Genomic DNA, 23,381 nt, shown 5'->3' on the forward strand with positions numbered 1-23,381 from the left:
ACGCGCTACCCGGGATCGGGTGACACCGGCTGGTGGAGCGCGTCCACGAGTCCCCGCACGGCCGCCGCCTCCGGTGTGTAGGCCGGGAAATAGCAGCACACTTCGTCGGCGAAGTCGCCGAACCGTTGCCGGATCTCCGCGGCGCATTCCGCCGGACTTCCGACGATGCCGATCCGTTCGACCATCTCGTCGGTGATCAACGCTCGCATCGACACGAAGTCGCCGACCTTCGACAGCGCGTTCAGCTCGCCGTGGATCCCGCCCCACCCCTCCGCGTCGAGCACCGGCCGGTAGGCGGGCGTCGACCCGTAGAAAGCGATGAGGAAGGCCACGCCGTCGATCGCGGCGCGCAGCTCGCGTTCGTCGCGACCGACCGCAACCATGGCCTGCGGCACGATCGGGAACTCCGCCGACATCCTGCCGGATCGGCGCAACCCCTCCTCGACTGCCGGCAGCGTGCGATCGGCGAGGTGACGGACCGTGTTGAACGGCATGACGAGCAAGCCGTCGGCCACCTCGGCCGCAGTGCGCGTCATTATCGGGCCGAGCGCACCCATCAGTACCGGCGGCGGCCCGTACGGGTTTGGCCCGGGATTGAAGTTCGGCGGCATCAGCGTGTGGGTGTGGAACTCGCCACGGAAGGCCAACGGCGACTCTCCTTCCCACGTCGCGAAGATCGCCTTCACGGCTCGCACCGTCTCCCCCAGGAACTTCGCCGGCGGATGCCACACCGCTCCGTATCGCTTCTCGACGTGCACCTTGATCTGCGTTCCGAGACCGAGCCGGAACCGTCCCGCGCTGTAAGCCTGCAGGTCGTAGGCCGCGTGGGCGAGGTGCAGCGGACTCCGCGGACCGGCAATGGCGACGTTGGTCATCAGTTCCAGTGACGTGTCCGCCGCCGCGGCGACCAGCGGAAGGAACACATCATGCGGCCCTTCGAACGTGAAGGTGCCGTCGGCTCCGGTGGCCGCCAGCCGTCGGGCATCCTCCCCCGCAAGCGACAGCGAGCCGTCGAGCTGCAGATGGACCCGCACTAGAGCTTGAACCGTCCGGCAAACGCTCGGAGCGGCAGATCATTGCTGGTGATGATCCCCGGACGGGCCGCCACGACCGACTTCAGGGAGTTCAGCGCGGGCAGACCGGTCACGGTCATGCCGATCGACGCGAAGTTCTCGGGCTTCGAGAGATCCACGCCTTTCGCCGGGAACACCATGTGCTTGTTGTAGATCATCGGATCCCCGGTGATCTGGGTGATGTAGCAGCCGCGGATGTTCCACGCCGGATCGGTGTGGGGCGTCATCTGCCACTCGAGATGGGATTCGACGCGGGGCACGCCGTCGACCATGCCCTGGTATTTGATGTAGTTCGCGCCCAGCGAGCCCTTGGGCAGGAAGTACCAGCCGAGATCGACGTCCTTCGTACAGGCGCCCAGCTCGTAGCTGAACGTCACCTCGTCGAGTGTCAGGTCGAACGCGTCGGCCATGAGATAGACCGAATCGGCGAACACCGCGGTGTACTTGTGCAACGAATCCGGGATCGTCGGGTCGTCGATGGGACGCCCGTAGCCGACGGCCTTCCACGTGTCTACCGAGTGATGGCAGGAGACGTCGACCGACTCGGTCACGGTGATGTTCTCGATATCGGCGACGTCGGCGCTGTTCGCGATACCGAGGATCTGGTTCAGCCCAGGATTCATGCCCGTGCCGTAGAACGTGGCCTGCCCGCGTTCGCACGCCTCGGCGATGACCTCGCTGACCTTGCGCCCCGACGGATGCGGATGGTTGGTGTCGCGATGAAAACCCGTGATCCAGTCGGCGGTCGTGACGATGTTGATCCCCGCCTCGAGCACCTTCACATACAGGTCTTCGTCCGGAAAGACGCCGTGAAACGTCAGCACGTCGGGTTTGGCTGCGACGATCTCCTCGACGGTGCCGGTCGCCGCGACGCCGACCGGATCGAGGCCGACGATCTCACCGGCGTCGCGACCGATCTTGTCCGCCGAGTAGCAGTGCAGCCCGACCAGTTCGAGGTCGGGATGCGCCTGGATCCGTCCAATCATCTCGGTGCCGAGGTTGCCGGTGGCGACCTGAAAGACGCGAATCTTGTCGGTGATGGTCATGCATGTCCTTTCACAACTGCGCCGCTGTAGGGGCGCTCGGGGTCGCCCCCTGCCGGACCGCCGTCGGGGTAGAACTGCACGGCCCATTTACGTAGGGCGGTGAAGCCCTTGAACTCCTTGCGCGAGAGCGCGGGCGGATCCGAATAGCGTTGGTGTGCCCAGATCTCGATGTCGTTCTCGAACTGCTCGATCACGAAGCCGGCCATGGTCTTGCCGTAGTCGGTCATGACGCCGTCGAACTCGGGCCCGTCCTCCCCCGCTTTCCGTCCGATCCACACGGTGAAGCGGACGTCGGAGGTGCGGTCGTCGACGGGGGTGACCGCGGGCATGGTGCGGTTGTCGAGCATGCCCCAGCTCTTGGTGACCGAGCAGCCCAGACCGGCGTTGATCGATTCGACACCGCTGGTGGCCGCCTCGAGCGTCGCCCCCTCGTCGAAGGCGATGGTGAAGTCGACGTACGAGACCGGGCCGCCGAAGTCGTGGCGGGTGAACTCCGGCATGAACGGGGTGCCGTGGACGAACTTGAAATGGGCGAAATCGACGCCGTTCTCCATGATGTACTGCGGATGGATCTCGAGGCCGGGCCGGTAGAGCGTCGACGCGGGGATCGGCGGGTAGTAGTCGGCGGCCGTCTTGCCGTCGCCGAAGTCGGCGAAGATGTCGGGCACGTCGAAGTACGGTTCGCGCCCGTCCACGTCGAACCAGATCCAGACCGCCTCGTTGCGTTCGACGACGGGATAGCTGCGGATCCGTCTGCCCTTGTTCGGGTGCTTCTCGTAGGGGATGCACACGTTGCGGCCCTGGGAATTCCACTCCCAACCGTGGAAAGGGCAGACGAGGTTCTCCCCGTCCACGCGTCCGCCGTGCCCCAGATGCGCGCCGAGATGCTCGCAGTAGGCGTCGAACACCGACACCTTCCCCGACGCCGAGCGCCAGGCGACCATCTCGCGGTTGAAGTACTTCATCGTGTGGACGGCGCCCACGGCGATCTCCGGCGACCAGGCCACCTGGAACCAGCCGGTGGGCGTCATCGACAACGGCGTTCGTGCCATGCGCGCAAGAATACTAGAACCCTCTGTGAAAATGCGGATTTCTGCCGATACGATGGCAACCATGACGGAGGCGGCGGCGACGCGGCGAAGGGCCAACAAGCGGGGTCTCGCGACGCGCGAGAACATGATCTCCGCGGCCATCGCCTCCCTCGCCACTGGGGACCCCGCCGCTGTCTCGGGCAACCGCATCGCCCGCGACATCGGCGTGACGTGGGGTGCGATCAAGTATCAGTTCGGCGACATCGACGGACTCTGGGCCGCCGTTCTCCGGCGCACGGCCGAGTTGCGCGGCGACCTGCCGGCCAACGCCCGTCCCGGCGGCACCCTGCACGAACGCGTGACCGGCCTGGTGGACACCATGCTCGTCGGGCTCCGAACGCCGGAGTCGCTGGCGATCGAGACGCTACGCGCCGCGCTCCCCCGCGACCTCGACGAACTCGAACGCGAATTCCCGCTCACCGCAGCCGAGTTCGCGTTGTGGAAGCCCCAGTGGGACGACGCCTGCGTACGGGCCTTCGCCGACCTCGACGTGGACCCGACCCGCGTCAGACAGATGGCCGCGCTCATCCCGGCGGCCCTGCGCGGCTTGACGTCGGAGCGGATGCTGGGCACCTACAGCGACCTCGACGACGCCCGGCAGGGGCTCATCGACGCCATCGTCGCCTTGCTGAACCCGGACTCGCGCCAGAGCTGAAGCCGTCACCGGGTAGGTTGCCCTTATGAAACTTGGTCTGCAATTGGGGTACTGGGGCAAGGGCCCTGTCGAGAATCACGGCGAACTGGCTCGCGCGGCCGAAGCCGCGGGCTTCGACGCGATCTTCACCGCCGAAGCGTGGGGCTCCGACGCGTACACACCGCTGGCGTGGTGGGGCAAGGAGACCGAGCGGGTGCGCCTCGGGACGTCGGTGCTGCAGCTCTCGGCCCGCACCCCCACCGCTTGCGCGATGGCGGCCCTGACGCTCGATCACCTCTCCGGCGGTCGTCACATCGTCGGACTCGGCGTCTCCGGACCCCAGGTCGTCGAGGGCTGGTACGGCCAGCGTTTCCCCAAGCCGCTGGCGCGCACCCGCGAGTACGTCGACATCATGCGCCAGGTGTGGGCCCGCGAGGCGCCGGTCACCAACGACGGCCCGCACTACCCGCTGCCGCTGACCGGGGAGGGCACGACCGGCCTGGGCAAACCGCTCAAGCCGATCACCCACCCGTTGCGGTCGGACATCCCGATCTTCCTCGGCGCGGAGGGCCCCAAGAACATCGCGCTCACCGCCGAGATCGCCGACGGCTGGCTGCCGATCTTCTACACCCCGCGCCTGGCCGACATGTACAACGAATGGCTCGACGAGGGCTTCGCCCGCCCCGGCGCGCGCCGCAGCCGCGAGGACTTCGAAATCTGCGCGACCGCGCAGATCGTCGTCACCGACGACCGCGAAACGACCATGGCCGGCATCAAGCCCTTCCTGGCTCTCTACATGGGCGGCATGGGCAGCGAGGACACGAACTTCCACGCCGAGGTCTACCGGCGCATGGGATACGGCGACGTCGTCGACGAGGTGACGGCGCTGTTCCGCAGTGACCGCAAGGACGAGGCGGCCGCCATCATCCCGGACGCCGTTGTCGACGATTCGGCGATCGTCGGCGACGTCGACTACGTCCGCGCCAAGGTCCGCGAATGGGAAGCCGCCGGCGTCACCACGATGCTGGTGACCGCCGGCTCGGTCGAGCAGATCGACCAGCTCGCCTCGGTGGTCGGCACCGTCTGAGGCCGACCGGCCTCGCCTACCCGATCTGTTCGGTGGCTTCGCGCAGCTTCACCAGCTCCCGGGGGAAGTAGCCGACGAGCAGTTCTGGATCGGGCACGGCGTCGGCGCAGGCGATCACGCCGACGTGGACAACGCCGTTGTTGGACAGCACGGTGATGTTGAGACCCGCTCCGTGGAAGATCGGGCCAAGCGGATAGAGCGCGTCGATCTTCGCGCCCATGAAGTACAGCGGCATTTGCGGGCCTGGCACGTTCGAGATCACCAGGTTGTGAATCACCGGGCCCCGCTCGGAGAGGCGCAGCGCGGCGTAGGTGCGCATCGCGAGGCCGAAGGTCCGCGGCGGCGCGAACTCGGCCCAGTCCTGCAACGCGTCGGCCGGAATCGCCTTCTGGTGCTCCTTGGCGTTGCGGTTGGCCTCCTCCATCGACGTCAACCGCTCCCACGGGTCGGCGATGTCGGTGCCGAGCCGGGCGAAAAGCGCCGAAACCTTGTTCATCCCGTCGGCGCGCTGCGTCTCCTCGCGCACCGACACCGGCACGGTGGCCAGCAGCGGGGTGTCGGGCAGTTCGTCGTGATCGGTCAGGTAGGAACGCAGGGCGCCGCCCGCGACGGTCAGCACCACGTCGTTGACGGTGGCCCCGCTGATCCGGCGGATCTCTTTGAAATCATCCAGCAGCATGTCCGTGAGCCCGATCGCCCGCTGACCGGTGATGTTGCTGTTGAACGGGGTGCGTGGTGCGCGGAACGGCGGCGCCATCGCCGTCCCCCGCCTGATCCGGTCGAGGGTTTTCACGACGACGTCGACGGACGGCTGCACGACCCGCGTCAGGCTGAGCGGCCGAGCGATGCTCGCCGCGACTCCCCTGCCGAACAGCTCCAAGGCACCCGGTTCGCGCTCCTTGCCGTCGTTGACGTGCGCACCGTCCATCGCCGCGGCGACCGGCTGGGCATCGGGCTCCAGCGCGCACAGGTGCGAAACGATGCTCGCTCCCGACGCGCCGTCGACGGTGGCGTGGTGCATCTTCGCGAAGACGACGAGCCTCTCCCCGTCGTACTCAGGGTCTTTGTGGCCCTCGACCACCCACATCTCCCAGAGCGGGTGGTGCCGGTTCACCGGAAGCGACGCGAGGTGGTTGCAGAGTTCCGCTAACTCGTCGCGCCCGCCGTCGCCCGGGAGCGCGACTCGGTGCACATGCCGGTTGATGTCGAAATGCGAATCGTGGACCCAGACCGGGTGCGCGATCTCCAACGGGACTTTGCGCACCTTGCGGGTGAACTGCGGGATGCCGGTGACCGCGAGATCGAGCGCGTCCCGGAACTTGGGAAACGAGTATCCGCCCGGAATCGTCGACGGGTCGAGTACAAAGATCGCGCACACGTGCATCAGCTGCTCAGGCGTTTCGAGATAGAGGAAGCTGGCGTCGAGTCCACTCAGGCGTTCCATTCGCCACACACTAGTGGTCAGCCGCTGGTGATGTGCCATAACCCGCAGCGGCACAGATAGACGTCGAGATCCGGTGTCCGAAGCCGGCCGGCGCGCAGCACGGCGACCGCCAACCACGCGTCATCCTCGGTCGCATGCCCCGACTTGGCCGGGGTCGGACACGACTCGGGTGGTTCGCCTGCGGCGGGCGCCGGCCGTCGCCGCGCACCGGAACGGCGGGCCCGAAGCTCGGTCCGGGCCTCGATCCGCCGGAGATAGCGTTCCAGCTCGGCGTCGTCGAAGGGAGGCGTCATGACACGCCAAGTCTGCCATCGCGTCCCGCCGGACCGATAACATCGCGGGATGGCCCACCTGACGGCGATCGACCGTCTTCATCCGGCGTTGATCGCGACGATCGTCTTCGTCATCGCCGCCGCGAATCTGATCGCCCACTACGCACACGGTCGGGCCATCTTTCTGGTCATTCCCACGACGGCACTGCTGCTGGGTGCCGCGGCGTTGATCAGCGGGCTCAAGTGGAAAGATCTCGGAGTCACCCTCCCGCAGTTGCGCGCCGGCCTGCCGTGGGCCGCCGCGGTGGTCGCCGTGGTGGTGATCGTCATCGCCGTTGCGGTGGCGATTCCGCCGCTGCGCGAATTCTTCCTCGACGAGCGCTTCCGTTCGGCGAGGACCGCGTTGTTCGCCGCCTTGGTCGTCATCCCGTTCCAGACGGTCATTCCCGAGGAACTGTTGTTCCGCGGCGTCCTGCAGGGAGCACTGATGCGCACCTGGTCGGCCCCGGTCGCGCTGATCGTCGGCGCCGTCCTGTTCGGTCTGTGGCACATCACGTCGTCGATGAATCTGGCCGGCGGGAATCGCGGTCTGCGCGACATCGTCGGCGGCGGCAGCGCCGGACAGATCGCCGGCGTAGTTCTGGCCGTCGTGGCCACGACGGTGGCCGGGTTCGTCTTCGGCTGGCTGCGCTACAAGACCGACAGTCTCCTCACCCCGATCGCCCTGCACTGGGCGATCAACGCCACCGGCGCCCTCGGTGCGGCGGTGGCCTGGCGACTCTGACCCTCCTCGGGTGGGTTTTGGTGCCCGAAGTCGCGGCCGGTGTGCCAAAGTAGCGACATGACAAACGACGATTCGGTGAACGTCCCGGTATCGACCGATCCCGCTGTGCCGTCACCCGCGGATAGCCATGCGGTCGACACACCCAAAGACGCTGCCCCCAAAGGCAAGAGCTTCGGCGAGAAGGTCGGCGGCGTCATGCAGAAGCTGCTCCTGGCCCTGATCGGGGTCGGAGTCCTCATCGTCGCCTACTTCATCCTCGCGTCGATCGCGCCGCGTTGGTGGGCCGGCGTGGTCGAGAACATCGTCGGGAAGGACGCGGGGGTCACCAAGGGAGTGATCTACGGCCTCGCGTTCGGCATCATCTGCACGCTGGTCCCCATCGTCTGCTTCGCCATGGCCGTTGCGTCGTGGAGCCGCCTCAAGCATGTGATCGGCATCTTCTTCCTGCTGGTCGGCATCGTGTTCGCCATTCCCAACCTGCTGACCCTGGCGGTGAACGTCAGCGACCCGAACAGGTCGGCGTCGATCCGATCGGCGCAGACACGGCTGGGCGAGATCATCGGCTTCCAGGGCGCGACCCTGGTCGGCGCGATCGTCGGTGCGCTGATCGCCGCCGTCGTCGTGTACTTCATCGTCAAGTACAAGGTCCGCGGCCGGAAGATCGCTGCCGCCTCCGCCGCGCACGTCGACGACGACGAGAAGTAGCCACGCCGACGCCGGCGCGCCGAGCGGGGTTCCGCGCCGGAGTTTCAGAGCGCGGCGACGTCGGGTACCGGCGCCCGGAAGTCGGGTACGCGCGCCACGATCAGCGCGGCCGCCAGAACTCGGGACTGATAGGGATCGGTCGGGTCGTACCCGGTGAGTTCGTGCACGCGCTTGAGCCGATAGCTCAGCGTGTTGGGGTGCACGTGAACCTGTGCCGCGGCCGCCTTGCGGTTGGCGCCGTGCTTGAGGTGGGCGTACAGCGCGTCGAGCAGGTGCGGCTGACCGTGCAGCGGCGCGACCTGCTGGGCTAGTCGATCACGCGCGGCGCTCGGCCTGCTCACCTGGAATTCCACGAGGAGGTCGTCGAGCCGATACGAGCCGGGCGCGCGGTCCAGGGCGCGCGCCAGCCCGATGAGTTCGGCGGCATCGGCGACGGCCGCGGGAATCCCCTCCGGCGGCGCGGCCCCGATCTCACCGAGATAGACCGGCACGTCGAAGCGGTTGGTGAGTTCGACGGCCAGGGCGTCGAGGCGTTCGTGGACGCGCTCGTCACCGACAGGCGGATCGGCCATCAGCACTACGCCGTTCACCCCGTCGAACAGCAGTGGCGTCGTGGTGGCGCTCAGTTCGTCGAAGCTGCGTTGCAGCACCCGCATCCGTCGTCGCGCGATCAGCGTCGCGGCGGCGGCGTCGGCGTGTTCGGCGAACAACCTCACGGTGACCACGAGGTAGCTGGCGGCGATCGCGATGTCGGCTCGGGCGGCCACCGCGGCGACCGGTCGACCGTGTACCAGCGCCGCGCACAGTTCACGCCGAGCCTCCCGTTCGGACCGGTAGATCGACTGCTCCACCTCGGCGTAGGTGGCCACGACCGAGAGGTTGATGTTGGTCAGCACGTTGAGCAGTCGTTCGCCGACGGCGACGAGCTCGGGCGTCTCGTCCGGCCGGGCCGTGTCGGCGGCCGCGGCCAGCAGCGCCTGTGCCGAACCGTGGATCCCGAGAAGCAGCACGGGCAACGGCAACCGGTCTTCCGCGTGCTGCTCGGCGACCGGGCCGGCGAAAGCATGCACCTCGTCGTAGGTCAGCTCGCGATCGGCGGCGATCGCCTCGAGCACGGCATGACCGCAAAGGTGGATCGCGGGCAGCACGTCGTCGGTGAAGTGCGTATCGGGCAGTCCCGCCGGGGCACTCGACGCGAGCCCGTCGGCGAGCATCCGTTCGGCGATATCCGGCCAGCGCGCCCGCAGCCGGTGGACCAACGACGCCTCGCCCTGCGGATCGGAGCGCGCGGCGGTGTCGGGCACGGAGAGTTCGGTCATGAAGACATTGTGATGCACTCCTAGCCGAAGCGGCTCCTCGGCAGTAGATTCGGCACGACCTTTGTCTCACGATACAAATCGGGGCACGGGTTCTCTCTCCAGAGCGCAGTGACTCGGATCACCGCCGCTGCCTACGGTTGTCGCCATGCCCGCCGAGCTCTTCCGTTCTGAAGACGACCCCTTCTACTCAGCCCCACCGGCCCTCGCGTCGATGAGCCCCGGGCGCGTGATCCGTTCCCGCCGTGTCGCACTGGCGGCGTTCGGCAAGATCCCGGTCGGTATGCGCGCCTGGCAACTCGCCTACCGCACGATCGACGTGCACGGCGCACCGGACCTGGCCGTCACGACGATCCTCGTCCCACGGGGAGGCGGGCAGGGACTGCTTTCCTTCCAGTGCGCCATCGACGGGGTGTCGACGCGCTGTCTGCCGTCCTACGCACTGCGCCGTCACTCGCGTGCCGCCGGCGCGCTGAGTCAGGTGGAGCTACCGCTGATCCTCGCCGCCCTCGCACGCGGCTGGGCGGTTTCCGTGCCCGATCACGGTGGTCTGCGCGGCCACTTCGGCGCGGCCCGCGAACCCGGATACCGAGCGCTCGACGCGGTGCGCGCCGCCCTGGCCTTCGATCGGTTCGGCCTCGCGCCGGACACGCCGGTCGGTCTGTGGGGATACTCCGGCGGCGGCCTGGCGACGGTGTGGGCGGCCGAGGTCGCCGGCGACTACGCGCCGGAGCTGAATCTCGTCGGTGCGGCCGCCGGCTCTCCCGTCGGCGACCCGCGGGCGACGTTCCTGCGTCTCAACGGCGGCTGGTTCTCCGGCTTCCCGACCGTCTTCATCGCCGGTCTGCGCCGCGCCTATCCGCAACTGATCCCCGTCTTCGACCGCCACCTCGATCGCAGATTCGGCGAATGGCTCGACGACGCGGCGAACCGCACGACGCTGGTCGCGCTGGCGCGCCTGACGCGCCGCGACATCCGGCGCCACCTGCGCCACGGTCTCGACGATCTGCTGGCCGAGCCCGCACTGGCCTCGGTGCTCGAACAGGTCCGCCCCGGCCACACCGCACCTGAGATGCCGCTGCTGATCGTGCAGGGGCTGCGCGACGAGGTGATCAACGCCGCCGACGTGAGTGCGCTGGTCGGCCGCTACCGCGCGGCCGGGGCCCGGCTGACGTATCGCCTCGTGCCGTTCGGCTGGCACCTACCGCTCGAATTCGCCACCGCTCCCGGCGCGCTGCGCTGGCTCGGCGAACGACGAGCGTCCGCGACGACTGACCGCGAACCGCTCGCGGAGATGGGTGAGAAGTAAGTGAAGAAACACGCGATCAGGCGTCCCCTCGCACTGCTGTCGGCCCTCTCGGCTGCGGCACTGCTCTTGTCCGCCCCGGTTTCCGCCTCGGCGGCACCGGCGAGCGGTAGCTCCGGCGGGGCGCGGCCGTTCCCGGCGATCCCGGACACCGTCGGGCACGGTCCCCGCCAGGCCGGGTTCTGGTCGGCGTACGGCTATTCCGTCGTGCACCCGAACGTCGCGCCGCAGGGCGCCAACGACTTCCGCTGCAAGCCCAAAGACGGCCAGAATCCCGTCGTCCTGCTGCACGGCACCTTCGAGAACGGCTACAACACCTGGGCGTCGTTCTCGCCCGCACTAAAACGAGCCGGCTACTGCGTCTTCGCTCCGTACTACGGGCGCACCGACTTTCTCGACCAGGGCGGGATGGGCGTCGTCCTGCCGTCGATCACCGGCACCGGCGACATCGCCCGCTCGGCGACCCAGGTCGGCAGGTACATCGACCGCGTCCGCAAGGCCACCGGATCGGAGAAGGTCGACGTCGTTGCCCACTCGCAGGGCGGCCTGGTGGCCCGCCAGTGGATGAAGTTCCATCGCGGCGCCACACTGCGGGCCCCGGAGAAGAACAAGATCGGAAAGCTGATCACCTTCGGCGCGCCCAACCGCGGGACCACCCTGCTCGGCATCGCCTGGATAGGTCGTCAGATGGCCAAGGCCGGCCTGGACACCACCGGCTTCTACGCCTGGCTGTACGGGGCCGGTCCGATCGACCAGATGGTCGAGTCCCCGTTCATCAACCGGCTCAACCACTACATCGGCACCTACCCGAGCGTCGAGTACACCATCGTCGGCACACGCTACGAAGAGGTCGTCACACCGTACGAGTCGACCTTCCTGCGCGCCAAGGGCGTCGAGAACATCACCTTGCAGGACGGCTGCGAGCAGGACACCTCCGACCACCTGGCGATGGCGTACTCCCCCCGGGCCATCTCCATCGCCCTGCGCGCTCTCGACCCGCAGCGGTACCCGAAGCTGGTCTGCACGGCGAACCCATGGTTCTTCAGCTTCTGAATCCGCGACGATAAATCCGTTGCCCCGCCGGAAGTCGTGAACTACCTTCGTGATCTGCGCTTGGCGCACTGAACACACAATTTCATCAAACCGGCATGGCGGATAATCCGGGGCAACCCGGTGAAAGGCGCGTGACAACCGTCGCCGGGAGCAATCCCGGTACCCCATGCACTCCGAGCCGAGAATCCTTCACCCCAGGGCGGAGGCAAGTCCGAAACGATCTGGTGGCCCGCTCGCGGGCCGGGAGAGCCAATCGGTGACCCCAGCACCTGCCAGGTGCTGAACAGTAGCGACGGGACCTTGCGGCAGAGGCGGGAGTAACAGTCCGAGGCAGTCAATCGAGGGCGTACTCCACGAACGCGGCGGCGGGGCACGGCAGCTTCGCCAAGGCGGGAGAGATCAAGTAGGCGTTGACGGCCGAACGGTCGAGGGTGCGCGGTATTCCGGCCTCCAAAGGGTCGGAGCCGCGTGGGAAAGCGCATCCTCCGTCGAACAAGTCCACTAGCTCAGTTGGCAGAGCCATTGACTTTCCATCAATCGGTCGCCGGTTCGAGTCCGGCGTGGCGTACCAAAGCGAAAGCCTTTCCCCGGCAGCACTGCGACAGTGTCCTAAGCCCTGGCCCTAACGGGAACCGGGGCATCCGCGGGTCCGCAAGACCCAAGGGTGTTCACGCGCGAGTAGCGGTAGCGCAGAGACCGGCCGGTCACTGCGCGACGTGAAAGCGGTGGAGAAGCAGCTGCCGTCACGCATGGCGCCACGGACGGCGCTGGGCATGGTGGATACCGTCGAGAGGCGGTGGACAACCGGAAAACCCGACCACACGGGAATAGCGACCCGGAAAGGCCACCGAGAGCAGGGACGTAGTCTCAGTCCCCGCGCATCTGAACTTTGATCCAGCCAGACGCCGCGGCGATGGCAGCGCTGACCAGCAGCGACGCCAGACCGAGGATCAGGAAGTACGGGACTTCGCGTTGCGGGTCGTACCAGCCGGCCAGCACTCCGGAGAGCGCTGTGCCGAGCGCGACGGACAGGAAGAACAGTGCGACGAGTTGGGAGTGGAAGGCGCGCGGCGCCAGGCGGGTCGCCAGCGAGAGCCCGACCGGCGAGAGCATCAGTTCGGCGAAGCTGAACAGCATCAGGATGCCGATCAGGCCGAGCAGCGGCGCGCTGTTGGGGCCTCCTCCTGCCATCGGCAGGAAGCACAGGAACGCGACGCCCATGATCGCGGTGCCGAGCGCGAACTTCGCCGGTGCCGACGGTTGAGCCGGTCCAAGCGCGGTCCACACCGCTGCGAACACCCCGGCGAACACAATGATGAAAACGGGGTTGATCGACTGCACCCACGACGGAGGGATCTCCCAGCCGAAGATCGTCCGGTTGACCCGGGAGTCCGCGTACACGGCGACGGTGGTGAACTGCTGCTGGTAGAGCGACCAGAACACGGTCGACGCCGCGAACATCGGCAAGAAGGCGAACACCCGGCGGCGCTCCCCCGCCGAAATCTTCGAACTGCCCAGTATGTACGCGAAATATCCCGCGGCGACGACGGCGGTGACTCCCGCCACGACCGCCGCAAGATTCGACGCTCGCAGCAGCCCGCTGACGGCCGCGACCACGACGACAACCGCCACGACGACGGCACCGGCGAGCGCGCGCCGCAGCCCGCCGGCCGGCAGCGGATTCGGCACCGCACCACCGAGCCCGCCGAGCGAGCGGCGCATCACGGTGTAGACGATCAGGCCGATCGCCATGCCCACCGCCGCCAAGCCGAACCCGACATGAAAGCCGGCGTGGTGTTGGGCGGCACCGGTGATCAGCGGCCCGAAGAATCCGCCGAGGTTCACGCCCATGTAGTACAGCGAGAATCCCGCGTCGCGACGACGGTCGTCAGCGGTGTAGAGTTCACCGACCATGGCCGTCGAACTCGTCTTGAGCGCACCGCTGCCGAAGGCCACCAGAACGAGGCCGGCGCCCACTCCCCCCAGACCGGGCACGAACGCCAGACACAGGTGTCCGGCCATGATGACGAGCGCTCCGCCGAACAGGGTTCGCTCGGCGCCGAGCACGCGGTCGGCCAGCCACGCGCCGACGACCGTCGACAGGTAGACGAGTCCGCCGTAGGCCCCGACGATGCTGGTGGCCGACGACCGTTCCAGGCCGAGGCCGCCGTCGGCGACCGAGTAGTAGAGGTAATAGGCGAGGATCGCCTGCATCCCGTAGAAGGAGAACCGCTCCCACGTTTCGACGCTGAACAGCGCCGCCAGGCCCCACGGATGACCGAAGAAGGTGCGCTCCCGCTTGGCGACGGCTCTCTCGACGCTCACAGCTTCGGAACGATCGAGTACACGACCGTTTCCTTCGGCACTCCCTTCGCGCGGAAACGCTTGCGCCGCAGCACGAATCGCTCGTTGTCGATCTCGTCGACGACCGCGTCGCTCACGAAGACTTCCCCGGCGCCCGCCGCCGCGCCGACGCGCGCTGCGATATTCACGTCGACGCCGAGATAGTCGTCACCCACCGGCCGTGGCGTGCCGGTGTGGAGTCCGGCGCGCAACTGTGGCCGGTAGCCGCCGATTTCGATGGCGCTGATGGCGGTGATCGTCTCGAAGGCCGCCAGAATGGCTTGCTCGGCGTCGGCGAAAACAGCCATCGTGCCGTCGCCGAGGTTCTTGACCACCTGGCCGCCGCGCCTGCGTACGACCGTGGCGGTGGCCGCGTCGACCGCGCGGATCAGTTCGAGGACGTGGTCGTCACCGGCGCGCAGGGCCCAGGTGGAGAAGCTGACGAGATCGGTGAACATGATCGTCATCGGTCCGTCGGGGATACGCGGCGCGGCGTTCTTGCTCCGGCGCCGCGTGAGCGACTGCCACATTTCGACGGTGGCCAGGCTGAGTTCGCGCATCGCGCTCGGCTGTTCACCGTGTGCCTGTTCGATGAGCCGCGCCAACCGGTCGCTCGGCCGCTCGTCGCCGCCGAGGGGCGCGCCGCCGACACCGGGCACCAGGTTGCGCGCCGCACGGGCCAGCGTCACCGCACTCTCGCTGGAGTCGGTGCGTGCCAGCAGTTCGGCCGCCCGTTTGGCCACCGATCCCTCGGCCTTGTCCGTTCGGCCGGCCCGCTTGGCCGGTGCGCTCTTCTTGGCCGGTTTGTCCGCCGGGCTCATCGGACGCGTTCCGCGGCGGCCGCGTGCTCGAGCACGGCGTCGGCCAGCTCGGCCAGGGTCGCCCCGTCGGCGTCCTCGCTCAACGCGGTCCGAAGGTCCTCCGCTGCGCAGCGCAGTTCGAAGAGGCGGTCGGCCAGGTCGCGGACCTCCTCCGGCCGGAGAATCACCGCATCGTCGGGAATACTCGTGCCCGCCGTGAGCGTTCGTTGCTCATAGGCGCGCTGCCTGCACGATTGCCGACAGTATTTGCGCCGACGGCCGAGCGAGGAATCGACGATCTCGCGCCCGCACCACGCGCAGCTCGCCTCGCGCGTGCGTCGGCGTGCGGTGTCGGTCGTCATGAACCGAAACGCTACCCGATGCCGCCGCGCCCGCGGTGCGGGGCGACACGCCGTTCTCGCGTAGAATGGGTGGTCGCACGGCGCCGGGAGCGCCAGCGAAGCGGGCCGATTTCGGCCCAGACTGGGAGAGGACACCACCATGGCAGATCGAGTGCTTCGCGGAAGCCGACTCGGAGCGGTCAGCTACGAGACTGATCGCGACCACGATCTGGCTCCGCGCCGCATCGTTCAGTACAAGACCGACAACGGCGAGATCTTCGACGTGCCGTTCGCCGACGACGCGGAGATCCCGTCGAAGTGGCCGTGCAAGAACGGTATGGAGGGCACCCTGCTGGAGGGTGCCGCTCCCGAGGAGAAGAAGGCCAAGCCGCCGCGCACCCACTGGGACATGCTCCTGGAGCGCCGCAGCGAGGAGGAACTGGAAGTCCTGCTCAACGAGCGCCTCGAGATTCTCAAGCAGCGCAGGCGCGGCTAGGCGCGAACCAGCCATCCGGCCGGTTGACCCGATGGGTCAGCCGGCCGTTTTGCTGCCCTTGGCGCCGCGGCCGAGACGACTGTCCAACCCCCACCGCGCCACCTGCAGGAAGGCCTCGGTGATGACGCCGCCGTCCATCTTCGACTCTCCGATGGCACGCTCGGTGAACGTGATCGGAACCTCGGCGACGGTGAAGCCACCTTGCACGGCCCGCCATGCGAGGTCGATCTGGAAGCAGTACCCGGCCGAGTCGATGGCGTCGAAGTCCAAACTCTCCAGCACTTCGCGCCGATAGGCGCGGAACCCGGCGGTGATGTCGCGAATCGACGATCCCAGCGCCAGCCGGGCGTAGGTGTTGGCTCCGCGCGACAGGAATTCGCGGCGTTTGGGCCAGTTCACCGTCGACCCGCCCGAGACATAGCGCGAACCGATGGCCAGGTCGGCGCCCGCGTTGACCGCGTCGAGCAGACGGTGCAACTGTTCGGGCGCATGCGAGCCGTCGGCATCCATCTCGACGAGAACGCCGTAGTCGCGCGCCAATCCCCAGGTGAACCCCGCGAGGTAGGCCTTGCCAAGACCGTCCTTCTCAGTGCGATGCAGCACGTGGATCCGGCCGTCCTCATCGTCGGATGCGAGCTTGTCGGCCACCTCGCCGGTGCCGTCGGGACTGGAATCGTCGACGACGAGCACGTTCACGCCACTCAGCGCGGCGAACAGGCGATCAATGATGATCGGCAGATTCTCGCGCTCGTTGTAGGTCGGGACGACCACCAGCACGCCCTCGCCGGCCGGCCCGACGACCCCGCTTCCGGCCGCGCCCTGTCCACCGCTACTCATCGTGCTCCTTCGGTTCTCCCACCCGGATGGGCTCGCTGACTTGCGATCCCGGCTGCTGCGGCCGCCTCTCGGCACGCGTTCGGCTCCGACTGAATCTAGTACGCGTGGCCAGGGCCGCCAAAAGCGCCGCCACCCCGGCGGCGCAGACCACCACGGTTGGAATGGTCCCCAATCGCGTCGCCAGCGTCCGCTCGGTGCGCAACGGGACCCGATCGGTCAACGTGGCCGGCTCGAACAGCTCGGTCCGCGACGCGATGGTTCCGTCGGGGGAAACGATGGCGCTCACCCCGGAAGTCGCCGCCACCAGAACGGTCCGGCCGTGCTCGATCGCGCGGACCTGCGACATCGCCAACTGTTGGTAGGTCATCGACGTGCGGCCGAAGGTCGCGTTGTTGGTCGGCACGATCAGAACCTGGGCGCCCTGGTCGACCGATGACTTGGCGGCCCGGTCGAAGGCGACCTCCCAGCACGTCGCCACGCCGGCGACGACCGGGCCTGAGCGCGTCGGAATCCGTACCACCGACGGACCGTGGCCAGGCTCGAACGTGCCTGCCATGTCCGCGTAGGAGGAGAACAGCCGGAAGAAGCCGCGCCAGGGCAGGTACTCGCCGAACGGCTGGATGATGTGCTTGTCGTACCGGTCGACGATCCCCCGCTCGGGGTCCCACACCAGCACCGAGTTGGTCGGCTGTCCGTCCCCGTTGGTCAGAATGGTGCCGAGCACGATCGGCGCGTTCACCGCCCGCGCGGCACCGTCGATCTCGGCCGCCGCGTCGGGGTTGGTGAGCGGCGAGATGTCCGAGGCGTTCTCCGGCCAGACCACGAAATCCGGCGCTTGGACGCGTCCGCTGGCGATCTCGGCGGCCAGCAGCTTGGTCTCGCGAACGTGATAGTCGAGCACGGCTCGCCGTTGAGCGTTGAAGTCCAGCCCCAGTCGTGGCACGTTGCCCTGCACGACAGCTATCCGCAGCGTCGTCGGCGAGAGCACACGATCCACCGTGGCCGGGGTCACCAGGCTCGCCAGCAGCGGCGCCGCCAACGCCAGCAGGACCGTGACCACCGCGGTGACCACGCCGGCCGACAGCACATGCGGCTCCTCGTTCGCCGGCCGCGGACCACGGCGCCAGGCTCGCACGCCCAGGACGAACGCCCAGGCCACGGCAGCCCCGAACAGCGCGACGCCGAAGGACAGTCCCGTCGCTCCGACCAGCGAGGCCAGCGGCAGCAGCGGTCCGTCGACCTGGCTGAAAGCCGTCCGCCCCCAGGGGAAGCCGCCGAACGGGAACATCGAGCGCAGTGTCTCGACCAGGGTCCAGCTCGCGGCGAACCACAGCGGCGGCAGGGGAAGCCGCATGGTGACGGTCGCGATCGCCCCGAACAGCGCCGTGTAGACCGCGAGGGCACCGGCCAGGGCCAACCACGGCAGCGGACCGACGTATTCGCCGATCCACGGCAGCAGGGGGACGAAGAAGCCCAGACCGAACAACAGTCCTGCCACCGCTCCCTCGCCGGCACGGACGTCGCCGGTACCCAGGACGACGGCGAGCAGGCCGAGGGACACGACGGCGAGAAACCAGAGGTTGCTCGGCGGGAACGACGCCCACATGGCCAGTCCGGCGACCAAAGCCGTCGCCGGTCGAATCAGTCGGGTCATGCGATCTCCGCCGTCGCGCGAAGGGCGCCCGAGTCGTACAGGACCGCGCCGCGGTGCACCGTGCGGACACACGTCGGAATCGGTGCGCCAGGGGCGACGTCGGGCAGGGCCGGGACGCGGGAACGGGGGTCGGTGGACCAGCGCTGCACTTTGTCGTCGGAGCCGGCGACGACCAACGTATCGGCGTCGAACACCGCGTAGCTGGCCGGTGCGCCAGGCATCAGGACGCCGGACAGCCCGTCATTGCGCCCGGCCGCTCGCCATCCGCCGCGTGTGCACGCGTTGTAGGCGGCCCGCGCCGACACCGCCGATTCACGACGATGGTGGCCGACGGCGGCACCGATCGTCGCCCATGGCGAGACCGGCGTGACCGGCGAATCCGACGAGAAGGCCAACGCCACGCCGTCCTTCGCCAGCGCCGCGAAGTCGTTCATGGTGGCGGCGCGATCGGCACCGAGGCGTTGCTCGTACATTTGACCGGTACCGCCCCAGCGGGCGTCGAACAACGGCTGCATGACGGCGATGACGCCGCAGCGGGCGAGGATCTCCCGCTGTTCGGCGGTGACCATCTCGGCGTGTTCGACGCGGTGCGCACACGCCGCGAGCGCCGGCGTGCCGACTTCGCCGGCCAGTCGCGCCAGTGCGTCGGTGACCGCGCCCATGGCGGCATCGCCGATGACGTGGAACCCCGCCTGGCGCCGCAGGTCGGTGAGCGCTCGCAGGTGGGCATAGACCGCGTCGGTGTCCAGGTAGACCGCGCCGGTGACATCGGGCTGGTCGGCGTACGGCTCGTTCAGCCATGCGGTGCGCGAACCGAGGGCACCGTCGACGAAGAGGTCGCCGGCCAGCCCGGCCGCTCCACTGGTGGCGAGGAGTTCGCGCGCGTGGTCGGTGTCGCGGGCGGCCTCGCCCCACAGCCCGTGGATCTCGATCCCGGTATCGGTGGCGAGGACTTCGCGAAAGTCGTCGAGTCCGGCGATCTGCGGCCCGCCGTTCTCGTGGACCGCCACCACGCCCAGCGCCGCGATGTCGCGCAACGCCCGGTGGTGGGCCTCGGCGCGCTGGGTTGCCGAGAGCAGCGATTGCGCGGCTCGGCGGACGCCGTGGTGAGCGTCTCGGGTCAGGGGGCCGGTGTGGGAGAAGCCGGCCGCCGCGGCCAGGTCGGCGACCTTGTCGCGCAGCGCGGTGGACGCCAGGGCCGAGTGCTCGTCGACGCGGACCAGATAGGCGGGACGACCACCGACCGCGGCGTCGATCTCGGCGAGGACGGGCGGCAAGCACTGGTCCGCCTCGACGCCCTCCCACCGCGACTCGTCCCAGCCGTGCGCCCAGACCACCGCGTCGGCGGGCTGGCCGCCGACATACGCGGTCAGCCGGGCGAGAAGGTCGGCGCGGCTGCGACTCGCGCCGAGGTCCAGACCCGCATCGGCCAACCCGGTGGCGGTGAGGTGTACGTGAGAATCGACGAAGCCCGGTCCGACGAAACGCCCGTCGAGGTCGACGATGTCGGCGCCGGGGTGCATGCGTCGTCCGACGTCGTCGTAGCCGACCCACACCACGGTGCCGTCCGTGACAGCCATGGCAGTCGCGTCCGGGTTGGCCGGCGTGTGGATACTGCCGCCGAGGAGCAGTTGCGTCGACATGGAGAACAGTTTGCCGTGTCGGCGGGCGACGTCAGTGCGCGGGCGGCAATTGGCGCCGTTGTGTCGGCACCGCGGTCGGATCCGTCGCGTATTCGCTCGAGACGACATCCCCGTCGATGACGTCGCCGTCGAGGAAGACCGTACGAGCGCTGACGGCCGAAACGAGACCGGCGAAGCGACGCGCGCCGAAGGCAGTGACCGCCGGGCGGGCGATCCTCCTCGTCGGCCCGGCCATCAAGACGACGCCGAGCACGGTCGACACGACACCGGGGAGGATCACCAGGATCGAGGACAGCGCCAGCAGGGCGGTGTCGGGCAGCGGCTCGGTCGGCCGGATCTCGTTGCGCGCGGCGCGGCGCAGGTCGGTCACGACTCGTCGGCCGCGGGCGACGAGGAACCCGTATCCGGCGATGGCCGTCAGCAGCGTGATCAGCAGGGCCCAGCCGACTCCCAACCAGGCCGACAATCCCACGAAGGCGGCGATTTCGACCACGACGTACAGCAGCAGGATCCAGCGAATCCTCATAAAGGTGTCCTTCCCGATGGCCGCGCCCTGGCCATCTGTGCGCGGCCTTTGCCTATCCAACGTCGCCGACGTCGATTTTGCTCCCGGGCGGCGACGGGTACGTTGGGAAACCGTGAAGCGCATCACGAGTTTCGAAAACGAAGGCCTGACGTTCGACGTCACCGATTCCGGCCGGGGAGAGGCGATCGTCCTGCTCCACGGGTTCCCCCAGCGCGCCTCGTCATGGGACAAGGTCGCACCGCTACTGCAGGACCGCGGGTACCGGACGGTCGCTCCCGACCAGCGCGGGTACTCCCCCGGCGCCCGGCCGAAGGGCCGCAAGGCGTACTCCCTGCCCCATCTGGCCAGCGACGCGGCCGCACTGATCGACCAGGTCGGTGGGCCGGTTCACCTCGTCGGCCACGACTGGGGAGCCGCCGTCGCGTGGGCGGTCGCCGCCAACTATCCGGACAAGGTGAAATCCCTGACTGCCGTCTCGGTCGGCCATCCGCTCGCCTTCGTCAAGTCCATGGGCAAGAGCAACCAGATTCTCCGTTCTTGGTACATGCTCGCGTTTCAGATCCCGCGCGCTCCCGAGGCGATCCTCGCCACGACCAATGCGCTGGCCGTCAAGTCGATGACGCGCATGGGGATGACCCCGGAGATGATCGAGCGATTCCGTCGCGAGATCGTCGACACGGGTGCGCTGCGCGGCGGTCTCGGCTGGTACCGCGCGCTGCCGTTGGCGCCGCCGAATTACGTCGGCAGGGTCTCGGCACCCACGACGATGGTGTGGAGCGACGACGACGCGGCTCTCGACATCACGCAGGCCGTCGACTCGGAGCGCTACGTCGACGGTCCGTTCGAGTTCATCCAGCTCAACGGCGTGTCGCACTGGATCCCCGAGGAGCGGCCCGAGGAGCTGGCCGCGGCCATCGTCGCGCGCGCGACCTCCGCCTCGATCGCCTGACGCCGACCGTGCCCACTTTCCCGCCGACCGTGCCCAGTTTCGCGCCGACTGTGCCCTCCGACCTCGGATCGGTCTCGATACGCCCACTCGGCTAACGCCTCGCAGGCACTCGACCACCAATCGGTGCCGACCGTGCCCACTTTCGCGTCGACTGTGCCCAGTTTCGCGCCGACCGTGCCCACTTTCCCGCCGACCGTGCCCAGTTTCGCGTCGACCGTGCCCACGGGGCGATCGCGCTAGCAGCGCGCCACGGATCCGCTACTCGCCCGCACGACCTTCGATGTCGCCTTCGGTTTCGAGGTAGATGCGACGCAATTCGTCGAGCATCTCCGGCGGCGGCGCCTCCCACAGGTCGCGCTGCGCGGCTTCGAGGAGCCGCTCGGTGATCCCGTGTAGCGCCCACGGGTTCGACTTCTCCAAGAACTCGCGGTTGTTCTCGTCCAGCACGTAGGACTCGGTGAGTTGCTCGTACATCCAGTCGGCGACGACATTGGTGGTGGCGTCGTAGCCGAAGAGGTAGTCGACGGTCGCCGCCATCTCGAACGCGCCCTTGTAGCCGTGGCGCTGCATCGCCGAGATCCAGCGCGGGTTGACCACGCGGGCCCGGAACACCCGCGTCGCCTCCTCCGACAATGTCCGGGTGCGGACGGCGTCGGGGCGGGTCGAATCACCGATGTAGGCCTCCGGATCGGATCCGGTGAGCGCCCGGACGGTCGCGACCATCCCGCCGTGGTACTGGAAGTAGTCGTCCGAATCGGCGATGTCGTGTTCCCGCGTATCGGTGTTCTTCGCCGCGACGTTGATGCGCCGGTACGCGCTGCGCATGTCGTCTACGGCCTCCTTGCCGTCGAGGTTGCGCCCGTACGCGCAACCGCCCCATGCGGTGTAGACGGCGGCGAGATCCTCGTCGGACCGCCACTGCTGCGAGTCGATCAGCTGCAGCAACCCCGCGCCGTAGGTGCCCGGTTTCGACCCGAACACCCGTGTGGTGGCGCGACGGCTATCGCCGTGCTCCGCGACCGACTCCCGCACATGCGCGGCGACGAAGTTTTGGTCGGCCGGTTCGTCTTCGGCCGACGCGGCGAGCCGCACGGCGTCGTCGAGCATGGTCACGACGTGCGGGAAGGCGTCGCGGAAGAATCCGGAGATTCGGACGGTGACGTCGATGCGTGGCCGGCCGAGTTCGGTGAGATCGACGAGCTCGAGGTCGACGACGCGCCGCGACGCCTCATCCCAGACCGGCTCGACGCCGAGCAGCGCCAGCACCTCGGCGATGTCGTCACCCGAAGTGCGCATCGCGCTGGTTCCCCACACCGACAGGCCGACCGACCGCGGGTACTCGCCGTGATCGGCGAGGTAGCGCTCCAGGAGGGAGTCGGCCATCGCTCGCCCGGTCTCCCACGCCAGGCGGCTGGGCACGGCCTTCGGGTCCACCGAGTAGAAGTTCCGCCCGGTCGGCAGCACGTTGATCAAGCCCCGCAGCGGCGATCCACTCGGCCCCGACGGGATGAATCCGCCGTCGAGCGCATGCAGCACGCGGGGTAGCTCCTGGTCGGTGGCCCGCAGCCTGGGCACGACCTCGTTCGCGGTGAATGCCAGGATGTCGGCGACGGCAGACGGCTGCCCGGCCGACGCGTCGGCGACGGCGTCGTCGGTCCAGCCGCCCTTGTGGCATCGCGAGATGAGTTCGCGCGCCTGGGCTTCGACGGCATCGACGGTGTGGGTCCGCTCTCCGCCAGCCTCCCCGGGACTTTCGTCGAGCCCCAGCGCTTCCCGCAGCCCGGGCAGCGCGACCGATCCGCCCCACAGCTGGCGGGCGCGCAGCATGGCCAGGACGAGGTCGATCTCTCCGTCGTCGACGGGCGGTTCGCCGAGGATGTGCAGGCCGTCGCGAATCTGCACGTCTTTGATCTCGCAGAGCCATCCGTCGACGTGCAGCAGCATGTCGTCGAAGACGTCTTCGTCGGGCCGTTCGTCCAGG

General features: G+C 68.4%; 22 protein-coding genes and 1 tRNA gene. 9 read left to right on the plus strand and 14 right to left on the minus strand.

The features are described from left to right. Positions 1-5: 5 nt before the first annotated feature. Genes GOARA_RS15240 through GOARA_RS15250 form a run of 3 tightly spaced genes read right to left on the minus strand, consistent with a single transcriptional unit; the run spans position 6 to position 3,171 of the window. Positions 6-1,034: a TIGR03617 family F420-dependent LLM class oxidoreductase gene (locus GOARA_RS15240; RefSeq protein WP_007323303.1), complete on the minus strand. Its 1,029-nt coding sequence runs from the start codon at positions 1,032-1,034 to the stop codon at positions 6-8. Continuing rightward, positions 1,034-2,119 carry an NAD(P)H-dependent amine dehydrogenase family protein gene (locus tag GOARA_RS15245; protein ID WP_007323304.1) on the minus strand — a complete coding sequence of 362 codons (1,086 nt, stop codon included), beginning with the start codon at positions 2,117-2,119 and terminating at the stop codon, positions 1,034-1,036. Before GOARA_RS15245 ends, GOARA_RS15240 begins: the two co-directional genes overlap by 1 nt. Beyond that, positions 2,116-3,171 carry a Rieske 2Fe-2S domain-containing protein gene (locus tag GOARA_RS15250; protein ID WP_007323305.1) on the minus strand — a complete coding sequence of 352 codons (1,056 nt, stop codon included), beginning with the start codon at positions 3,169-3,171 and terminating at the stop codon, positions 2,116-2,118. Before GOARA_RS15250 ends, GOARA_RS15245 begins: the two co-directional genes overlap by 4 nt. Before the next feature lie 61 nt (positions 3,172-3,232). Here GOARA_RS15250 and GOARA_RS15255 point away from each other — a divergent pair, with 61 nt between their 5' ends. Together GOARA_RS15255 and GOARA_RS15260 are read left to right on the plus strand one after the other, a co-directional pair. Then, positions 3,233-3,865, plus strand: a complete 633-nt coding sequence (locus GOARA_RS15255) for a TetR/AcrR family transcriptional regulator (protein ID WP_007323306.1) — start codon at positions 3,233-3,235, stop codon at positions 3,863-3,865. A gap of 25 nt (positions 3,866-3,890) precedes the next feature. Beyond that, positions 3,891-4,931 carry an LLM class F420-dependent oxidoreductase gene (locus GOARA_RS15260; RefSeq protein WP_007323307.1) on the plus strand — a complete coding sequence of 347 codons (1,041 nt, stop codon included), beginning with the start codon at positions 3,891-3,893 and terminating at the stop codon, positions 4,929-4,931. A gap of 16 nt (positions 4,932-4,947) precedes the next feature. Here GOARA_RS15260 and GOARA_RS15265 read toward each other — a convergent pair whose 3' ends face one another. After that, positions 4,948-6,375 carry a WS/DGAT/MGAT family O-acyltransferase gene (locus GOARA_RS15265; protein WP_007323308.1) on the minus strand — a complete coding sequence of 476 codons (1,428 nt, stop codon included), beginning with the start codon at positions 6,373-6,375 and terminating at the stop codon, positions 4,948-4,950. 17 nt (positions 6,376-6,392) lie between these two features. Beyond that, on the minus strand, positions 6,393-6,668 hold the full coding sequence (locus GOARA_RS15270; RefSeq protein WP_007323309.1) for a hypothetical protein: 276 nt from the start codon (positions 6,666-6,668) through the stop codon (positions 6,393-6,395). A 49-nt stretch (positions 6,669-6,717) separates the two neighbouring features. Here GOARA_RS15270 and GOARA_RS15275 point away from each other — a divergent pair, with 49 nt between their 5' ends. Next, a complete protein-coding gene (locus tag GOARA_RS15275; RefSeq protein ID WP_007323310.1) occupies positions 6,718-7,431 on the plus strand; it encodes a CPBP family intramembrane glutamic endopeptidase in 714 nt (237 codons plus the stop codon). 57 nt (positions 7,432-7,488) lie between these two features. Continuing rightward, positions 7,489-8,136, plus strand: coding sequence for a DUF2062 domain-containing protein (locus GOARA_RS15280; protein ID WP_007323311.1), 648 nt, complete (start codon positions 7,489-7,491; stop codon positions 8,134-8,136). A 44-nt stretch (positions 8,137-8,180) separates the two neighbouring features. On the opposite strand, the gene GOARA_RS15285 is transcribed toward GOARA_RS15280, so the two are convergent. Beyond that, positions 8,181-9,455 carry a PucR family transcriptional regulator gene (locus tag GOARA_RS15285; RefSeq protein ID WP_007323312.1) on the minus strand — a complete coding sequence of 425 codons (1,275 nt, stop codon included), beginning with the start codon at positions 9,453-9,455 and terminating at the stop codon, positions 8,181-8,183. 145 nt (positions 9,456-9,600) lie between these two features. Here GOARA_RS15285 and GOARA_RS15290 point away from each other — a divergent pair, with 145 nt between their 5' ends. The 3 genes from GOARA_RS15290 to GOARA_RS15300 all read left to right on the plus strand — a co-directional run bounded on the left by GOARA_RS15290 (position 9,601) and on the right by GOARA_RS15300 (position 12,382). Next, complete coding sequence (locus tag GOARA_RS15290) at positions 9,601-10,761, plus strand: lipase family protein (RefSeq protein ID WP_007323313.1); 1,161 nt, start codon at positions 9,601-9,603, stop codon at positions 10,759-10,761. Next, positions 10,762-11,811 (plus strand): esterase/lipase family protein, encoded by a 1,050-nt coding sequence (locus GOARA_RS15295; RefSeq protein ID WP_007323314.1) that lies wholly within the window; start codon positions 10,762-10,764, stop codon positions 11,809-11,811. A gap of 495 nt (positions 11,812-12,306) precedes the next feature. Further along, positions 12,307-12,382, plus strand: a tRNA-Glu gene (locus tag GOARA_RS15300). A 296-nt stretch (positions 12,383-12,678) separates the two neighbouring features. On the opposite strand, the gene GOARA_RS15305 is transcribed toward GOARA_RS15300, so the two are convergent. The 3 genes from GOARA_RS15305 to GOARA_RS15315 are packed head-to-tail and all read right to left on the minus strand — an operon-like array spanning position 12,679 to position 15,316. Next, complete coding sequence (locus GOARA_RS15305; protein WP_007323315.1) at positions 12,679-14,136, minus strand: peptide MFS transporter; 1,458 nt, start codon at positions 14,134-14,136, stop codon at positions 12,679-12,681. Further along, positions 14,133-14,975, minus strand: a complete 843-nt coding sequence (locus GOARA_RS15310; protein ID WP_007323316.1) for an adenylate/guanylate cyclase domain-containing protein — start codon at positions 14,973-14,975, stop codon at positions 14,133-14,135. The genes GOARA_RS15305 and GOARA_RS15310 overlap by 4 nt, the downstream gene beginning before the upstream one ends. Beyond that, positions 14,972-15,316, minus strand: coding sequence for a hypothetical protein (locus tag GOARA_RS15315; RefSeq protein ID WP_007323317.1), 345 nt, complete (start codon positions 15,314-15,316; stop codon positions 14,972-14,974). Before GOARA_RS15315 ends, GOARA_RS15310 begins: the two co-directional genes overlap by 4 nt. A 139-nt stretch (positions 15,317-15,455) precedes the next feature. On the opposite strand from GOARA_RS15315, the gene GOARA_RS15320 reads away from it, so the two are divergent. After that, positions 15,456-15,791, plus strand: a complete 336-nt coding sequence (locus GOARA_RS15320) for an RNA polymerase-binding protein RbpA (RefSeq protein ID WP_007323318.1) — start codon at positions 15,456-15,458, stop codon at positions 15,789-15,791. A gap of 36 nt (positions 15,792-15,827) precedes the next feature. Here GOARA_RS15320 and GOARA_RS15325 read toward each other — a convergent pair whose 3' ends face one another. Genes GOARA_RS15325 through GOARA_RS15340 form a run of 4 tightly spaced genes read right to left on the minus strand, consistent with a single transcriptional unit; the run spans position 15,828 to position 20,451 of the window. Next, a complete protein-coding gene (locus tag GOARA_RS15325) occupies positions 15,828-16,628 on the minus strand; it encodes a polyprenol monophosphomannose synthase (RefSeq protein ID WP_007323319.1) in 801 nt (266 codons plus the stop codon). Further along, positions 16,621-18,282 carry an apolipoprotein N-acyltransferase gene (gene lnt / locus GOARA_RS15330; protein ID WP_007323320.1) on the minus strand — a complete coding sequence of 554 codons (1,662 nt, stop codon included), beginning with the start codon at positions 18,280-18,282 and terminating at the stop codon, positions 16,621-16,623. The genes GOARA_RS15325 and lnt overlap by 8 nt, the downstream gene beginning before the upstream one ends. Further along, positions 18,279-19,925, minus strand: a complete 1,647-nt coding sequence (locus GOARA_RS15335) for an amidohydrolase (RefSeq protein WP_007323321.1) — start codon at positions 19,923-19,925, stop codon at positions 18,279-18,281. Before GOARA_RS15335 ends, lnt begins: the two co-directional genes overlap by 4 nt. A 31-nt stretch (positions 19,926-19,956) precedes the next feature. After that, entirely contained in the window at positions 19,957-20,451 is a 495-nt protein-coding gene (locus GOARA_RS15340; protein WP_007323322.1) for an FxsA family protein, read from the minus strand. Between the two features lie 112 nt (positions 20,452-20,563). Between GOARA_RS15340 and GOARA_RS15345 the strand changes: the two genes are divergently transcribed. Further along, the gene (locus tag GOARA_RS15345) at positions 20,564-21,400 is read left to right on the plus strand and encodes an alpha/beta fold hydrolase (RefSeq protein ID WP_007323323.1); all 837 of its coding nucleotides are present in this window, start codon (positions 20,564-20,566) and stop codon (positions 21,398-21,400) included. Positions 21,401-21,658: 258 nt separating this feature from the next. Here the strand turns inward: GOARA_RS15345 and GOARA_RS15350 are convergent. Then, the coding region (locus tag GOARA_RS15350; RefSeq protein WP_007323324.1) for a cobaltochelatase subunit CobN at positions 21,659-23,381 on the minus strand (1,723 nt) is incomplete at its 5' end.

It is taken from the genome of Gordonia araii NBRC 100433, assembly GCF_000241265.1.
In the GTDB taxonomy this organism is placed as follows: Bacteria; Actinomycetota; Actinomycetes; order Mycobacteriales; family Mycobacteriaceae; genus Gordonia; species Gordonia araii.

Excerpts from the sequence above, each read along its gene's own strand:
- GOARA_RS15320 (WP_007323318.1), top strand. The coding sequence starts at position 15,456 with ATGGCAGATCGAGTGCTTCGCGGAAGCCGACTCGGAGCGGTCAGCTAC.
- GOARA_RS15270 (WP_007323309.1), bottom strand. The coding sequence starts at position 6,668 with ATGACGCCTCCCTTCGACGACGCCGAGCTGGAACGCTATCTCCGGCGG.
- GOARA_RS15340 (WP_007323322.1), bottom strand. The coding sequence starts at position 20,451 with ATGAGGATTCGCTGGATCCTGCTGCTGTACGTCGTGGTCGAAATCGCC.
- GOARA_RS15315 (WP_007323317.1), bottom strand. The coding sequence starts at position 15,316 with ATGACGACCGACACCGCACGCCGACGCACGCGCGAGGCGAGCTGCGCG.
- GOARA_RS15280 (WP_007323311.1), top strand. The coding sequence starts at position 7,489 with ATGACAAACGACGATTCGGTGAACGTCCCGGTATCGACCGATCCCGCT.
- lnt (WP_007323320.1), bottom strand. The coding sequence starts at position 18,282 with ATGACCCGACTGATTCGACCGGCGACGGCTTTGGTCGCCGGACTGGCC.
- GOARA_RS15265 (WP_007323308.1), bottom strand. The coding sequence starts at position 6,375 with ATGGAACGCCTGAGTGGACTCGACGCCAGCTTCCTCTATCTCGAAACG.
- GOARA_RS15335 (WP_007323321.1), bottom strand. The coding sequence starts at position 19,925 with ATGTCGACGCAACTGCTCCTCGGCGGCAGTATCCACACGCCGGCCAAC.
- GOARA_RS15285 (WP_007323312.1), bottom strand. The coding sequence starts at position 9,455 with ATGACCGAACTCTCCGTGCCCGACACCGCCGCGCGCTCCGATCCGCAG.
- GOARA_RS15275 (WP_007323310.1), top strand. The coding sequence starts at position 6,718 with ATGGCCCACCTGACGGCGATCGACCGTCTTCATCCGGCGTTGATCGCG.
- GOARA_RS15325 (WP_007323319.1), bottom strand. The coding sequence starts at position 16,628 with ATGAGTAGCGGTGGACAGGGCGCGGCCGGAAGCGGGGTCGTCGGGCCG.
- GOARA_RS15290 (WP_007323313.1), top strand. The coding sequence starts at position 9,601 with ATGCCCGCCGAGCTCTTCCGTTCTGAAGACGACCCCTTCTACTCAGCC.
- GOARA_RS15260 (WP_007323307.1), top strand. The coding sequence starts at position 3,891 with ATGAAACTTGGTCTGCAATTGGGGTACTGGGGCAAGGGCCCTGTCGAG.
- GOARA_RS15250 (WP_007323305.1), bottom strand. The coding sequence starts at position 3,171 with ATGGCACGAACGCCGTTGTCGATGACGCCCACCGGCTGGTTCCAGGTG.
- GOARA_RS15245 (WP_007323304.1), bottom strand. The coding sequence starts at position 2,119 with ATGACCATCACCGACAAGATTCGCGTCTTTCAGGTCGCCACCGGCAAC.
- GOARA_RS15255 (WP_007323306.1), top strand. The coding sequence starts at position 3,233 with ATGACGGAGGCGGCGGCGACGCGGCGAAGGGCCAACAAGCGGGGTCTC.
- GOARA_RS15310 (WP_007323316.1), bottom strand. The coding sequence starts at position 14,975 with ATGAGCCCGGCGGACAAACCGGCCAAGAAGAGCGCACCGGCCAAGCGG.